Source organism: Streptomyces sp. TLI_053 (assembly GCF_900105395.1).
Taxonomy (GTDB): domain Bacteria; phylum Actinomycetota; class Actinomycetes; order Streptomycetales; family Streptomycetaceae; genus Kitasatospora.
The window spans coordinates 821,997-836,871 of sequence record NZ_LT629775.1; the positions used below are offsets into that span (position 1 = coordinate 821,997).

A 14,875-nucleotide genomic window follows, 5' to 3' on the forward strand; every position below is an offset into this window, starting at 1 on the left:
CCGACCCGCCCGACCCGCCCCCTGCCCGACCCGCCCACCGTCCGGAGAGGACCCGATGACGAACCGACTGCCGCCGGCCGCACCCTGGCAGAGCCTGCACCTGGCCCTGCCGCTGCCCGCCCGCGAGACCGACGCCTTCGTCACCGAGGACCTCGCGCCGCTGATGGACCGTCCCGCCGACAGCGACTGGTTCTTCATCCGCTACGGCGAGGGCGGCCCGCACCTGCGGATCCGCTTCCGGGGGACGGCCGCACGCGCGGACGGCCTCGCGAAGGAACTCGCCCGGCTCGCCTCGCTCCGCAGCCCGGCGGACGGTCCGTGGGCGGCCCGGCACGGGGAGGTCACCGCCGTCCCCTACGAGCCGGAGACGGAACGCTACGGCGGGCCCTCGCTGCTGCCGGTCGCCGAGGAACTCTTCACCCGCTCCACCCGCACCGCGGTCCTCGCCCTGCGCACCCTCGGCCCGGCCCCCGCCGCCCGGCTGCCGCTCGCCCTGGACCTGGCGCACACCACCACCCGGGCCCTGGGGCTGGACGAGCTCGCCGCCGCCCGCTGGCTGCGGAACCACTCGGCCTCCTGGCGCTGGGTGACGGAGTTCCGGCCACTGCCCGGGGCCGCCGTCCACAGCAGGGTGAACACGGTGTTCGCCCAGCAGCGGCAGACCCTGGCCCGCCGCGCCGCGGCCCTGCGCGAGGCCCTCGGCACCGGCACGGCCGCGCCCTGGCTCGGCGACTGGTCGGCGCACGTCATGGCGGCCGCCGCCCGGATGCGGGCCGTCGCGCCCCAGGACTCCGAGCAGCGGCTCCTGCGGGTGTGGGCCTCACAGCTGCACATGCTGTTCAACCGGCTCGGGGTCGGACCGGACGAGGAACGCGCGGTCTGCCGGCTCGCCGGCCGGACGCTCCTCGAGACGGACCCGCCGTTCGGCTTCTTCCCCGAGGGCCCGGACGCCCCGGACCGCCAGTACCTGGAACGCAGCAAGTTCCAGATCGGGCGCCCCGAGGACACCGCGCTGCGGGAGGCGGCGCCCCCCGACGTGCCGCGCCCGGCGCCCGGCGACCTGCCGCTGCCCGCCGACCCGCTGCCGGCCGTCCCCCTGGCCGACGCGCTGCTGACCCGCCGGTCCACCCGGGGACGGCTGACCGGACCGCTCACGGCCGGGCAACTGGGCGGCCTGCTCTGGTCCGCCTGCGCACCGAACCGCCCCACCGGCGACCGCCCCTACCCCAGCGCGGGCGGCATGCGCGCCGTCCGGGTCCGGCTGATCGCCCTCGCCGTCGAGGGCCTGCCCGCCGGCACCTACCACTGCCTCCCGGAGCTGCGCTGCCTGCGCCCGATCGGACCGGCGCCCGACCCGGAGCAGCTCAAGGCCCTCTCCTACTACCTCTCCCGACCGGCCTCGGACCCGCAGGCACTGGTGGTCGACGAGGCGCCCGCGGTACTGGCGGTCCACCTGGACCTCGCCGCTCTGCGGCAGCGCTACGGCCTGCGCGCGCTGCGCCTCGGTCTCGTCGAGACCGGGCACCTCACCCAGAACCTGCTGCTCACCTCCGCCGCGTTCGGCCTCGGCACCACGCCGCTGGGCGGGCTCTTCGACGACCTCGCGCACGAGCTGCTCGCCCTCGACGACCTGGACCAGCCGATCCAGTACCTGCTGCCGCTGGGCCGCCCGGCCGCGGGTGAAGGGTCCGGCAACCGTGCGACGGCCCGTGAGCGGCGCCCCTCGGGCTAGGGGTTGTCGAGGGGCACGGGTGCCTGCCCGGTCTGGGCGGCGACGAGTTCGCGGTAGGGGGCGCAGCGGGCGAGGAGGGTGGAGTGGTCGGCGGCGTCGACGACGGTGCCCCGGTTCATCATGATCACGTGATCGGCGTGCTGGACCGTGGAGAGCCGGTGGGCGACGACCACGACGGCACTGCGGCGGGCCAGTCGGTCGACGATCTCGCGGAAACGCAGTTCGTTGATGCCGTCGAGCTGGCTGGTGGGCTCGTCGAGCAGGACGATGTCGGCGCCGGTGAGGAGGGCGCGGGCCAGCGCCATCCGCTGGCGCTGGCCGCCGGACAGGTCGAACTCGCGGCCCAGGACGGTGTCCAGGCCGTGCGGGAGGCGGTCGACGTCCTGGGCGAGGCCGACGGTGGTCAGCGCCCGGGCGAGTTCCCCGTCGGCGGCGGTGCCGGTGCGGCCGAGCTGGAGGTTCTCCCGGGCGCTGGCCTCCAGGAGGGTGAACTCCTGGTCGACGTAGGCCATCCTGGCCCGCAGTGAGCCCAGCGGCCAGGTGCGGATGTCGTGGCCGAGGATGCTGACCGAACCGGCGCCGGGGCGCACGAAGCGGCCGACCAGGGAGAGCGCGGTGCTCTTGCCCGCGCCGGAGGGGCCGACGACGGCGGTCAGGCCGGTGCGCGGGATGCTGAAGGAGGCGGAGTCCAGGGCGGGGCGCCCGGTCCCGGCGTGGGTGTAGGAGACGCCGCGGAAGACCACCGCCGGGGCGTCGGGCACCGGGGTGGGGGTGGGGCGGGCCTCGTCCTCCGGGTCCGCCTCCCGGGGCAGCATCAGCAGTTCGTTGCAGCGGTCCCGGGCGGCGAGTCCGGCCTGGAGCCGGCCGAAGCCGGTGGCGAGAGTGTTCACCGACGGGACGGTCTGGAGCAGGTAGAGCAGGAAGGCGGCGAACTCCGCGACCTGGAGGTGGCCCGCCGCCATGCGCGCGCCGCCGGTGAGGATCACCGCGATCATGGCGAACTGGTTGCCGAGGGTGAGCGCCGCCGGTACCAGGGCACCGAGCCGGGCGCCGGTCAGCGAGACCACGCGCAGCTTCTCGGCGTCCTGCTCCAGCACCCGGTCGGCCAGCGGTTCGGCGCGGCAGGCCTTGATGGTGGTGAGGGCCTCCAGGTGGGCGGTGAAGCGCTGGGCGATCTGGCCCACCGCGTCCTGCTGGCCGGTGACATTGGCCCGCATCCGGCGCATGATCAGCAGGACCAGGGCGGTCAGCCCGGCCAGGGCGGCCACGGTGACGGCGGTGAGCACCCAGTCGATCCACACCATCACCGCCAGGGTGGCCAGCACCCCGAACGCGGCGAGCGGGAGCTGCATCGCCACTTCGACCACCTGGCCGAGGAGTTGGGCGTCGGAGGTGACGCGGGCGGCGAGCTCGCCCGTCCCCCGGGCCCGTACCACCGGCAGCGGCAGGCGCAGGGCGTGGGCCATCACCGCGGTGCGCAGGCGGTAGGTCATGCCTTCGCCGACCCTGGCGAGCTGGAAGCCGGAGAGGGCCTGGGCGGCCGCCCCGCCGACGGCGGCGCCGGCCATCATCAGCAGCCCGGGAGCGAGCGAGCGGTGGGCGGAGAAGTCGCCGACGATCCGGCGGACCAGCAGCGGGAGAGCGAGGGCGGCGACGGTGGCCACCACCGCGAGGATCAGGGCGGCGGCGAGGCGGACCGGCTGGACGGCGAGTTCACGGCGCAGCCGGACGGGCGACGGCGTGGAAGCAGTCGCGGAAGCCGGCGTGGAAGCGGTCGCGGAAGCCGGCGCGGAAGCGGTCTCCACGGGCGGGGCGACCCCGGCCGCGGCGGGCCGGGCGGAGACGGTCTCGACGGGCTGGGAGGCCTCGGTCTCGGCGGGCTGGGCGGCCACGGGGCACCTCTCTGCTGGACGGGTCACGGATCGAGGGGGCGAGGTGCGGGGCAGGAAGAGGGCGGGGCAGGAAGAGGGTGCGGGGCAGGAGAGAGGGCCGCGGCGTCGAACGCCGCGGCCCGGGGGGCCGGGCGGGTGGTCGGTCGACCACCCGCCCGGCCTGGCCGCTCGGACCGCACGGGCCGCCCCTCGGGCGACCGCGTGGGTCAGAGGCAGATGAGCGTGCTGACCGTGCTGGTGCCGCAGTTCAGCACGCTCAGCGAGCTGGTGCTCGCGAGGGTGTCGTCGATCGGGGCCGCCTCGGTCTCGGGCAGCTCCATGGTCTGGAGGTCGAGGATCGCCATGATGGTCTCCTTCACTTCGCGGTGGATCACCCGGCCGGACGGCCGGGGGTCTGTGGCGGCGCGCACGCGTGGCGGCGCGCTCGCGGGTGCCGGTGGGCCGGGCGGGCCCTTCGGCGGGTGGCGGGACGTGCGGTCGGTGGGGCCCGGTCAGCTGGGCGCGGTGGCGGCCGGTCCGGTGAACGGGAGGAACGGGGTGCCCGCGAGCGCCGTGCCCAGGGCCAGCAGCACCCCGGCCGAACCGGTCGCCAGGTCCGTGGAGAGCCGCAGCAGCTGGTCGCCGGGGAAGGCGAGGCGGCCCCGGTAGGGCACCTGGTGGAGCGCCAGCAGCGCCCGGTGCCGGTCGAGCAGCCCGCCGCCGTCCCCGTTCCCCGGGCCCTCGGCGGCGCGGTCGCCGGTCAGGGCGAGGTAGCCGAGGAGTCCGGCCCGTCCGTTGAACAGGCCCGACTGGATCACGAACTCCGGTTCGGCGGCCCGGCGGATCAGCACCTGCCGTTCGGCTGCGGCACTGTCGGGCCGGTGGCGGAGCACCGCGGCGAGGGCGATCCCGATCCCGGCGCTGCCGGTCTCGACGTAGGGCAGGACCCGGCGCCGGTCGACCACCTGGAGGGTGCCGTCGCTCACCTCGACGCAACGGGCGAGGTCGAGCTCGAGCAGGGCCTCGGCACGGTCGAGCAGGGTGCGGTCACCGGTGTGTTCGTACAGCCGGACCAGCGCGAGCGCGGCTCCCGAGGCACCGGCCAGCAGTCCGGCCGCACCGCCCCCGTGCTTCTCCCAGGCGGCCGCGGCGGCACCGGCCGCGTTCAGGGCCTGCTCCAGCAGCCGCTCGTCACCGGTGGCCCGGGCGAAGTGCAGCAGGGCGAGGGCGATCCCGGGCCCGCCGGAGGCCAGCGTCGGTGCCGGGGCCGAATCGCCGTCGGCGGTGTGCCCGCCGAGCCGGTGCAGCAGTTCCGACGCCCGCCGGCGCTCCCCCAGCAGGTCCAGGACGTACGCGACGCCGTGGCCGCCGTGGTACAGGCCGGGTGCCGGGCGGCGTTCGAGGGCGGCGTCGGCCAGCCACCGCACGTGCGCGGGGTCGACCTCGGCCCCGGTGCTGTGCAGGGCGTAGAGCACCCCGGCCGCGCCGTGCGCCAGGCCGAGCCCACCCTGGGTGAACTGGGCGATGTCGCCCGGGAAGAGGCGGTCGGAGCGTTCGGGAGTGGCGGCCGCGGCGATTCCGGCGGCGAGCGAGTCGCGGATCGCCGGCCAGTCGGCGACCGGCGCCTCCAGCAGCGCGCGGGTCTCGGCACGGCCCTCGGACAGTTCCGGACGGGGCGTGCGCCCGTCGTCGGGGGTGCGGCCGAGCAGGCGGCGGATGTCGTCGGTGTAGCCGGGCGGCACCGGGAAGCGGCGCTCGACGGCGTCCGCGAGCTGCCACGCCTTGTCGGCGTCGAGGGCGGTGAGCTGGACCAGCGGGAAGAAGAGCCACAGTCGCAGTGCCGCCAGCGCGTACCGGTCCACGCCCGTCCCGGTGTGGCCGGGCGGTGCGGTGAAGCCGGCGGCTCCCAGTGCGGGGCGCAGGAAGTCGTCGACGGTGCTGGCGAGTTCGAAGTCGATCAGGCAGAGCTCGCCGTCCGGCCGGACGACCACGTTGCGCGGGTGGAGGTCCCCGAAGACGACGCCGCGGTCGTGGATCCCGGCCACCGCCCGCTCCACCTGGTCGACCACGGCCAGGGCGTCGCGGGTGTACTCGGCGACGGCTTCCTCGTCGGCGTCGGGGTGGATCAGCGGGTAGCGGGCCGTCAGCCACTCGCTCAGGGACTGCCCGGCGACGTACTCCTGGACCAGGAACTCGTGCTCCCAGGCCGTCAGCAACCCGTGCTCCCGGGGCACCCCGGGGACGCCGGCCAGCCGGGCCAGGACGGCGTGCTCGTTGCGCAGCCGGGTCACGGCGTCGACGCCGCGCTGGTCCAGCCCGGCGAACGGACGGGCCTCCTTGAGCACCAGCTGCGGCCCGTCCTTCCCGTCGCGGGCCAGGTAGACGCCGCCGGCGTTGGAGAAGTGCAGGACCCGCTCGACGGTGTAGGGGAGTCCGGTCTCCTGCGGTGCCGCGCGCTCCGCGACCGCCGCGGCGATGCACTCCGGCACCGGCGCCCAGGCCGGCACCGAGAACGCGGCCCCGCGCACGTCGGGCACCAGCCGGCCGTCCGGTCCGGCCAGGGCCAGGACGAGTTCCCCGGCGTCGTTGCGGCAGTAGCGTTCGGCGAACCCGCCGTACCTCAGGTACAGCGGCCCGTCCTTCCAGCGCAGGTCGCTGAGGATGTACGCGCCCTTGTGACCGGCCAGCAGCGTGCCGAGCCCGTCCAGACAGCGTTCCAGCTCGGCGTCGTCGACCGGGTAGAGGGTGCAGAACTTCCCGCTGGAGCCGCGGGGCGCGTACTTGGAGTTCTGCACCTGGAGGATGGGCAGTCCGCGCAGGAACTTGAAGGTGACGCGCTCCCGCAGACAGAAGGAGTGGACGGTCTCGAGCACCTCCTCCGCGGTGCCGAGGCACGCGGAGACGTGGATCTTCCAGCCCTGGTCCGGGATCCGCACGCCCGCCGGACGCACCACGGCCCACATCTCCAGGTCCCCGCGCTCCCAGCCCTCGGGCAGCGGCCGGGTCACGGCGGCGAACTCCTCCTGCGCTCCCCAGCGCCGGGGCGAGTCGTAGAACAGCGGGTCGGCGTAGGCGTAGGCCTCGTAGCGGTTGTCCAACGGAACCCTCCTCCTGGTGGCGGAGCCGGAACGGGCGGGCGGTGCGGGTGGCACGGACGGGGCGGGTGGCACGGACAGGGCGGGTGGCACGGACAGGGCGTCGTACGGTGCGCGGCGGAGCACGGCGTGCCGCGGGCACGGCGGGAGAGCGTGGTGGAGCGGACGCGGTGGGACCCGGTGGGACGCGGCCGTCCGGCGGGCCGTGGTGCCCGGCGCGGAGGGACGGAGTCGCGGTGCGGCGTGACGCCCCGGTGACGGCGGGGCGGTGAATGCGGAGACCGGGCCGGCCCGGGGGAAATCGCGGTCGTCCTGGTTCGTGCGGATCGGGAGCGGCCCCGGCGGTCGGAATCCGGTATCGCGGTGAGGCCCTCCGAATAGTGGAGCCGCCACGAATTCTCCGCAACAGCGCATGTTCGGGCCGGGGACCGCGCGCAATGCCCCCGGCTCGCGCTCGGTCGCATTTCCGACGGAGGGCGCGCCGCCGCGCGCCACCCGGTCCGGCCGGCCTCCGTTCCCCGGCCACCGTCCGGCGGACGGAGGTACGCGAACGCTCCCCCTGCGACGACCGCGCTCCGCCCGGGGGACAGCCGTCGACCGGCCGCCGGGCTGGGACGATCCGAAGGCGATCGGTTCGGCGCCCGACCGGGAGCCGGCTTCGCTCCGTACCCGAAAGCCCCCGGCGCACTCCCGGCGGACGACCCGTACGCGGCCGGTCCACCACGGCTCGACGAATCGGTCATTTCATCGGACGGAACCGAACACGATCGAGTTGATCATATTTCTGTTCTATTTCAGGAGTATTTCGGTGGCCCCTGAACTTTGTTCTTCCTTGACCATCGGACCGGCTCATCGGAATGACTCGTTCGCACAAGTCCGGCCCCGGCCGAACCTTCCGTCCATCGGGCCCCGTCCGCGCGGGCTCCCGCAGCAATGACAGCGGCCCCCGGGCCGGAGCGCGGGACTTCTCGTCCCGCGCCCGCGTGCCCGGGGGCCGCCGAAGCGTTCCGGATCAGTGCGCGTTGGTGTACATGTACGCGCCGGTGTCGTAGTTGTAGACGGCGAGCTTGATCAGGACGCCGGCGTCGGACCTGATCTGGGTGGGGATGTCGCACCTGTCCGCCCAGACGTTCGTGTCCGCGACCACTCCTTCCCAGTTCCAACCGCCGCTGCCGTTGGACGTCAGGATCCAGAGGTTCTGGCCGCAGTGGTTGGTGTGGAAGTCGATGTAGGCCACGTCGTGGCCCCCGGTCTCCGAATTGTTGAGGATCTTCAGGTCCGCCACGGTGCCGGTGGAGGAGACCTGGTCGCACCAGTAGAAATGGCTGCTCGAACAGGTGACGCGGTAGCCGGGGCCGGACGGGGCGGCGGCCTTCGACGGAGCCGTCGCGGCGGCCGGCGCGGCCACCGCGACGGGCAGGGCCAGCAGGCCCAGGACAGCAGCCGCGCGGCGGAACTTCTTGCCGGTCATACGTGATCCTCTTCCCTCTCACGCGCGGCGTCCTCCGGCCGGAGGACGCTCACAGGTGCGCCGGGGAAGCGGCGGCGACAACGCGGCGGCACAGGGCACCGGCGCCGGACCGGGGACGCCGTTCCGGGCGTCCCCGACTCCGTGGGGGGCGACGGTGCCGCGCCACGTCGTCACGAGGAGCTTTCGACCGGAACCCTAGGCCACCGCCACCGCCGGGGGATTGTAGGAATGCGCAGAGTCCCGCTCAGCCGGGCTCGTGGATCTGCTGGAGGTCGTCGAGCAGCCCCGCGAGCCACACCGCCACGTCCACCGCGTGCAGCGACACCCGTCCGTCGGCCCCGGGCCCGGGCGTGCCGTCGAGTTCGGCCACCAGCGCGGCTCGCGCCCGGGCCACGGCGGGCTGTGCGGCGCCCGCCGGCTCGCGGGCCCGCAGCGCCGCCGCCTGGCGGCGGAACGCCGCCACGACGTCGTCCGCGTGGCGCAGCAGCGCCCGCGCCCCGCCCCGGTGGGGCACCGCCGTCCCGGGCGGGATCCGGGCCAGCAGCGGTTCGGCGCCCCGGACGGCGTGCTGCCCGGCCAGGACAGCCGCCTGCCAGTTGGGGCCGTCCGCGGCCGGGTCGTGCCGTTCGCAGCGGTACTGGGCGTACATCGCCTCGGTGAGCAGGGTGGAGCGGCGGGCCCGGCGCAGCGCCCCGCCCGGGCGGCCGGTGCCGGTCAGTACGGCGACCGTCTCGCGCACCGCGTCCGCGCTCTCCTCCAGCAGACCGGCGGTGCGTCGGCGCAGGTCCTGGGCGCCGCCCCGCGGCCAGGCGCAGAGCCCGGCGAGGAGGCCGATCGCCGCGCCGGTGGCGACGTTGACCACCCGCGCCTCCGCCAGCCGCCAGCTCGCGGGCGCCAGCTGGGTGAAGACGAGGGCGACCACCAGGGTGAACAGTCCCTGGCCCCAGGCCGGCCCGAGCGCCGGTCCGGCGCTGAAGGCGATCAGCATCACCGGCGGCAGCGCGAGGGCGTAGACCAGCGGGTGCTCCCCCACCACCAGCAGCACGGCGGCCGTCGCCGCGGCGCCGAGGGCCGTCCCGACCAGTGCGGGGCGCAGGGTCGTCCGGGTGTCGGCGGCGCTGGTGCGCATCAGGGTGAGCGTGGCGAGCAGCACCCAGAAGCCGTGCGACAGGTCCAGGCCCCCGGCCAGCAGCCGGGCCGCGCCCAGGGCGCCCGCGGTGCGCAGGGCGTTGCGGAAGGCGACCGAGCGCGGGGTGAGGTTGGCGCGGAACCGGCGCCACCACAGCAGCGGGGCCGGGTCGTAGGCGTACCAGAACGGTCCGGGCCGCTGGTCCGCGGGCGTCTCGTCGGGCGGCAGCGGTGCCCGCCGGCCGACCCGCACCGCCCGGACGACGAAGCGGGCACCCTCGGCGGAGTCCAGGGCGGCGGTGCCGAGCGCGGGCCGGACACGGTCGGTGCGATCGGCGTACCCGGTGCCGGCGGCGTGGTCGGTGCCACCGACATGACCGGCGTGACCGGCGTCATCGGTGCTGTCCGGCACGGCGGTGCGGGCGGTGTCGAAGGCGGCGAGCTCGCGCTCGACGACGCCGGTGTCCGGGACCGGGCCCGCCCGCGGCAACCCCGCGGCGGCCGCGCGCAGCGCCTGCGCGGTGACGGCGGTCAGCCGGGCCGCGCCGGGGTACGGCCGGGCGAGCCGGAGGATCCGCAGGAGTTGCGGGCCGGTGTACCGGAGGGCGGCAGCGCAGTGGGTGAGGGCGCGGTCCACGGCGCCGGCCCCGGCGGGGCGCTCCATCACCGGGACCCGGCTGAACCTCAGGTCGTCCAGGCCCGCGCGGGCCCGGTCGGCGGCCGCGGTGACGGCACCGGGGGGCGCCGCCCGGCCCGCGCAGGCGTCGGCGGCGAGGTCCGCCAGCTCCGCCAGGGCGAGGGCCGCGCGCGACAGCCTGCCCCGGTAGTCCGGCGGTGCCGGCTCCGGCCACAGCAGCCGTTCGGCGGCGGCGAGCAGCAGCATCCCGGCCGTCACGCCGAGCAGCCGCTGCGACAGGGTGTCGGGGGCGTAGGGCGGGAAGCACGGGAGGATGTAGAGGAGCTGGAGGCCGTTGGCCAGTCCCACCATCCGGGGACCGCCGACCGAGCCGTAGGACACCGCGAAGCCGACCGCCACCATGCCCAGGGCGGCCGCCCAGGAGTGCACCGCCAGGACGGTGCCGAGGCAGACCAGCGCCCAGGCGCACGGCAGCGTCCACAGGATCGTCCGGGCCCGGGTCAGCGCGGCGCCCTCGACCCGGGCCAGCACCCCGAGGGCGACGGCCGCGAACAGCGCGTAGGTGGCCGCCACCGGGCGGTCCAGGCCGTAGCGGAAGAGGTAGAACCCGGCGCAGGCCGCGGCGGTGACCCGGACGGCGCGGTGCACCACCGCCGGGGCGGGGCGAACCCGCCGCGGCTGCTCCGCGCGCCCCCGCGATCGGCGCATCGCACCTCGCTCCCGTGTCCGCGTGGGGTGGGCCGCCCCGGCGCGGGAGGCCGCCGCCGGGAACGGGTCGGACCCCTTCACCGTAGGACGCCGCCCGGCCGCTCCGCAGCGGGAACGGAAGCGGACGGGCCGCAGCCGGAGCGCGGGGGCTGGAACGCGGGGCGGAACGCGGACCGGGTGCGAAGGCCGGAGCACGGGAACGCGGGCCGGAACGCGGACCGGGTGGGAAGGCGGCGGACGGGAACGCGGACCGGAACGCGGACCGCCGGGTTCAGCGCTCGCGCAGGCAGAGCACCACGGCGCCGAAGTCCTGCGAGAGCTTCCCGGTACCGGTGGCCCAGTCCGGGACGACCTGCTCACAGGTGGTGGTCGCGGGCGCGTCCAACCGGGCGAGCACGGTGAAGTACTGGTCGCCCGGCTCGTCCCGCACGGGACCGCGCACCGACAGCAGGCCGCAGGGCGCGGTGAGCCACTTCGGCCGGTCGACGTCGAGCCGATCGCCCCGCTTGAGGATCTCCTTGCCCACGCAGTCACCGGGCCGGGCCGCGGTCACCTCGTCCTCGAACAGCGGGCTGAACACGGCGACGGACCCGGCGATCAGCCCCAGGACGAGCAGCACGCCGAGGGTGTACGCGGTGCGGCGCAGCGCGGTCAGCGCGTGGCGCACCGCGCGGGGCCTCGGCAGGGTGGCCGTCGGGGAGCCGATGCCGGCGATCACCGAGCCGGTGCGGGCGGTCGTCCCGGCCCGACGGTGGACGGCGTAGAGCATGCCGCCGTGCGGGGCGGTGACGACGACGTCGCCCCGGCCCGAGGCGACCTCCAGCAGCGGGTCGCCCTTCTCGACCGTGTCCCCGACCTGCTTGAGCCAGCGGACGACGACGGTGCGCTTCATCCCGCCGGTCTCGCCGGGTATCCAGGGCAGCGTGACCGTCGCGTAGCCGGCCTTCAGCTCGCCCACCCGGGCCGCGAGCGGAGCCAGGGCCGGCTCGGGGGCGGGCGGATCCCCGGCGGGTTCCCGCGGATCCACCAGGGTCGGCCCAGGGGGGAGCACGGCGGTGGTCAACTCGGACGTGCGGCGCACCTGTTCGACGATCATCGCGGTCACGTCCGGCGGCAGCCAGACGGTGGCGGGCGCGGCGGAGGCGGCGGCGCAGCGGGTCAGCACCTCGGCGACGCCGGGGCGCTGGCCCGGGTCCTTGGCCAGGCAGGCCCGGACCAGCGGTGCGAGGGCCGGCGGCAGGCCCTCGAGGTCGGGCTCCTCGTGGACGACGTGGTACACGACGGCCTCGGTCGGACCCTCACCGAACGGCGGGCGGCCGGTGGCCGCGTGGGCGAGCACCGCACCCAGGCTGAACACGTCGCTCGCCGGGGTGGCCGGGTTCCGGAGGATCTGCTCGGGGGACATGAAGCCGGGGGTGCCGATCACGGTGGTACCGGTGAGGCCGGAAGTGGCGTCCAGGGCGCGGGCGATCCCGAAGTCGATCACGCGCGGGCCGTCCTCGGCGAGCACGACGTTGCCGGGTTTGAGGTCCCGGTGCACCAGGGAGCGGGCGTGGATCGCGGCCAGCCCCTCCGCCAGGCCGGCGCCGAGCACGGCGACCGTCGCGACGGGCAGCGCGCCGTGCCGGGCCACCACCTCCCCCAGCGAGGGGCCGGGGATGTAGGAGGTGACCATCCACGGCGGGTCGGCCTCGGCGTCGGCGTCCACCACCTGGGCGGTGTAGAACCCGCCGACGCGCCGGGCGGCCTCGATCTCCTGGGCGAACCGCCGCCGGAACCGCGCGTCCTCGGCCAGTTCGGGGCGGACCAGCTTCACCGCGACGGTCAGCCCGCCGGGCGAGCGGCCGAGGAAGACCCGCCCCATTCCGCCGCCGCCCAGGCGGGCGAGCAGACGGTACGGTCCGACCTCGCGCGGGTCGGCGGCGGACAGCGGCTTCATCAACGGTCCTCACGGGTACGGCGGGCCTGGGTCGGGAGCGACATGATCCCATCGACGCGACGCGTGCGGAGGCGAATCCGAGGATCGGCGGCACGTTCCGGCCGGCCGCACCGCGGCGGCTCCCGGCGCCGGCCGCGCCGTCCGGCGTTCAGGCTTCCTTCACCGGGACCATGACGGGGCGTCGACCGCACTTCCCGGGGGCGTGGCACCGTGCGGCGGTCCGGACCTGCCGACCGGCGGTCCCGGAACCCACCCGACATCCACCCGAAGGGTCGCCGTGAAGCGCACCGCCCCCCTGTCCGTCGCCGTGGCCGTCTCCATGACCGCCTCCCTGGCCGCCGGAGTGCTGTTCACCGCGGGCACCGCCGCCGCCCACGACCGGTCCGGCGTCTCGCGGGTCGACCGCGACCTCTACGGCACCAAGGCCCCGTACGAGCCGCAGGGCCGGCCCGGGCACTACCAGAAGGTGCCGAAGGGCTTCGCCCCGGTCTTCACCGAGAACGTGGCCCGCCACGGCTCCCGCGCCATGTCCGACGGCGAGGACGGCGAGGCGGTGCTCGCCGTGCTCGACCGGGCGCAGCAGCAGGGCGCCCTGACCGACCTCGGCGCGCGGCTGGCCCCGCAGGTGCGGACACTGCTGACGGCGGCCTCGACGCTCGGCTTCGGCAACCTCTCCGCCCGCGGCGCCGACGAGCAGCGGCAGACGGCGCTGCGGATGGAGCAGCGGCTGCCGTCGCTGTTCCGGTCGATCGCGGCCGACCGGCGGCCGGTCGTGGTGGAGACCTCGGGCGTGGCCCGCGCGGTGGCGAGCGCCGGTGCCTTCACCGCCGGCCTGACGGCCGGGGACCCGGCGCTGGCGGGCACCATCAAGGCTCCCGTCACCGACAAGATCCTGCTGTACTTCCACAAGCAGCCGCAGAACGCGGACTACCAGGCGTACCTGGCGAGCGACCCTGACCTCGCCGCGGTCCTCTCCGGCGTCGAGCAGCAGCCGGGCACCGCCCGGGCGGCCCGGCACGCGGTCGGGCGACTGTTCCGCGCGGGCTTCGCCGGGGCGATGTCCACCGAGGAGCAGATCGCCTTCGCCCGTTCCCTGCACGCGCTCTACAGTGCGGCGCCGGACCTGAGCGTGGAGGCGCCGGGCGTCGACCTGACGCCGTTCCTGACCCAGGACGACGCCCGCCGGCTCGCCTACCTGGACGACGCCGAGGAGTTCTACCAGTCGGGACCGGCCTTCAGCGGACGCACCATCACCTACCGGATGGCCGGTGTCCTGCTGGACGACCTGCTGGCCCGGGCCGGGGCCAGGGCCGCGGGCACCAGCGGTGACGGCGCGGTGCTGCGGTTCACCCACGCCGAGGAGATCGAGCCGCTCGCCGTGCTGCTGGGCCTCCCCGGCAGCACCGAGCAGGCCGACCCGGACGAGCCGTACACCTACCGGAACAACCCGTGGCGCGGCGCCGAGGTCGCGCCGATGGGCGCGAACATCCAGTGGGACCTGTTCGCCGACACTCCCGCCGACGGCCGCCCGGCCGCCTACCTGGTGCGCATGCTCTACAACGAGAAGGAGACGGCCTTCAAGTCCTCCTGCCGCCCGGTCGCCAAGGGCAGTTACTTCTACCCGCTCGACGAGCTCAAGCACTGCCTCGCGCACTCCTGACCCGCCGTCCCCCGGGAGGGACGGAGCCGCCGCGGCCGGGGCGACCCGGCCGCGGCCCGGCCCGGGTGGCCCGGCCGTGGCTACCGGGTCGTGAAGTCGATCTCCGCCGCCGGAAGGACCCGGACCGTGCGCCCGGCGTAGAGGATCGTCGCGAAGAGCGCGTTGTGGTGGACCACGACCTGGGCGGCGGCGGGCAGCGGGCTGTCGGCGGGGCGGGTGGGCGTGGTGTGGCCGTCGGCGGCGAGGACCAGGTCGTAGCCGTGCGAGAGTGCGCTGCGGCCGGTGGAGTCGACGCAGTACTCGGTGGCGTAGCCGGTGAGGACCACCCGCCGGACGCCCCGCCCGCGCAGGAGTTCGTCGAGGGAGGTGCCCAGGAAGGAGTCGGCGCTGTCCTTCTCCAGCACGGTGTCGCCCGGGTGCGGGGCCACCGCCGGATGGACCTCCAGCAGGTCGGCCGGCACATCCGGGTGGTCCACCCGTTGGCGCAGGTAGACCACCGGCGCACCGGCCGCGCGGGCACGCCCGGCCAGTGCGGCGACGCGGACGAGACAGCCCTCCGCGTCGTGGGCCCCGACCAGCAGGGCGCTCTGCAGATCGACGACGAGCAGCGCGGTGTCCGGCATGCCCGTCACCC

General features: G+C 75.8%; 9 protein-coding genes. 2 read left to right on the forward strand and 7 right to left on the reverse strand.

What is annotated here, in order from left to right; genetic code table 11:
- Positions 1 to 55 precede the first annotated feature (55 nt).
- Positions 56 to 1,732 carry a thiopeptide-type bacteriocin biosynthesis protein gene (locus BLU95_RS02970; protein ID WP_093858546.1) on the forward strand — a complete coding sequence of 559 codons (1,677 nt, stop codon included), beginning with the start codon at positions 56 to 58 and terminating at the stop codon, positions 1,730 to 1,732.
- Here BLU95_RS02970 and BLU95_RS02975 read toward each other — a convergent pair.
- The 6 genes from BLU95_RS02975 to BLU95_RS02995 form a co-directional block, all read right to left on the reverse strand.
- Positions 1,729 to 3,624, reverse strand: coding sequence for an ABC transporter ATP-binding protein (locus BLU95_RS02975; RefSeq protein ID WP_231978236.1), 1,896 nt, complete (start codon positions 3,622 to 3,624; stop codon positions 1,729 to 1,731). The two genes, BLU95_RS02970 and BLU95_RS02975, sit on opposite strands and share 4 nt — an antisense overlap.
- Positions 3,625 to 3,830: 206 nt before the next feature.
- The gene (locus BLU95_RS41240; protein ID WP_107452462.1) at positions 3,831 to 3,968 is read right to left on the reverse strand and encodes a SapB/AmfS family lanthipeptide; all 138 of its coding nucleotides are present in this window, start codon (positions 3,966 to 3,968) and stop codon (positions 3,831 to 3,833) included.
- Positions 3,969 to 4,115: 147 nt separating this feature from the next.
- Positions 4,116 to 6,701, reverse strand: a complete 2,586-nt coding sequence (lanKC, locus tag BLU95_RS02980; RefSeq protein ID WP_093858547.1) for a class III lanthionine synthetase LanKC — start codon at positions 6,699 to 6,701, stop codon at positions 4,116 to 4,118.
- 1,009 nt (positions 6,702 to 7,710) lie between these two features.
- The gene (locus BLU95_RS02985) at positions 7,711 to 8,169 is read right to left on the reverse strand and encodes a hypothetical protein (RefSeq protein WP_093858548.1); all 459 of its coding nucleotides are present in this window, start codon (positions 8,167 to 8,169) and stop codon (positions 7,711 to 7,713) included.
- A 244-nt stretch (positions 8,170 to 8,413) separates the two neighbouring features.
- Positions 8,414 to 10,642: an FUSC family protein gene (locus tag BLU95_RS02990; protein ID WP_159424740.1), complete on the reverse strand. Its 2,229-nt coding sequence runs from the start codon at positions 10,640 to 10,642 to the stop codon at positions 8,414 to 8,416.
- A gap of 271 nt (positions 10,643 to 10,913) precedes the next feature.
- Positions 10,914 to 12,581, reverse strand: coding sequence for a protein kinase domain-containing protein (locus BLU95_RS02995; RefSeq protein ID WP_093858550.1), 1,668 nt, complete (start codon positions 12,579 to 12,581; stop codon positions 10,914 to 10,916).
- A gap of 277 nt (positions 12,582 to 12,858) precedes the next feature.
- On the opposite strand from BLU95_RS02995, the gene BLU95_RS03000 reads away from it, so the two are divergent.
- On the forward strand, positions 12,859 to 14,241 hold the full coding sequence (locus tag BLU95_RS03000; protein ID WP_231978238.1) for a histidine-type phosphatase: 1,383 nt from the start codon (positions 12,859 to 12,861) through the stop codon (positions 14,239 to 14,241).
- 80 nt (positions 14,242 to 14,321) lie between these two features.
- Here the strand turns inward: BLU95_RS03000 and BLU95_RS03005 are convergent, their stop codons facing one another.
- Positions 14,322 to 14,864, reverse strand: coding sequence for an isochorismatase family protein (locus BLU95_RS03005; RefSeq protein WP_093858551.1), 543 nt, complete (start codon positions 14,862 to 14,864; stop codon positions 14,322 to 14,324).
- Positions 14,865 to 14,875: the final 11 nt, after the last annotated feature.

Excerpts from the sequence above, each read along its gene's own strand:
- BLU95_RS03005 (WP_093858551.1), bottom strand. The coding sequence starts at position 14,864 with ATGCCGGACACCGCGCTGCTCGTCGTCGATCTGCAGAGCGCCCTGCTG.
- BLU95_RS02990 (WP_159424740.1), bottom strand. The coding sequence starts at position 10,642 with ATGCGCCGATCGCGGGGGCGCGCGGAGCAGCCGCGGCGGGTTCGCCCC.
- BLU95_RS41240 (WP_107452462.1), bottom strand. The coding sequence starts at position 3,968 with ATGGCGATCCTCGACCTCCAGACCATGGAGCTGCCCGAGACCGAGGCG.
- BLU95_RS02985 (WP_093858548.1), bottom strand. The coding sequence starts at position 8,169 with ATGACCGGCAAGAAGTTCCGCCGCGCGGCTGCTGTCCTGGGCCTGCTG.
- BLU95_RS02995 (WP_093858550.1), bottom strand. The coding sequence starts at position 12,581 with ATGAAGCCGCTGTCCGCCGCCGACCCGCGCGAGGTCGGACCGTACCGT.
- BLU95_RS02970 (WP_093858546.1), top strand. The coding sequence starts at position 56 with ATGACGAACCGACTGCCGCCGGCCGCACCCTGGCAGAGCCTGCACCTG.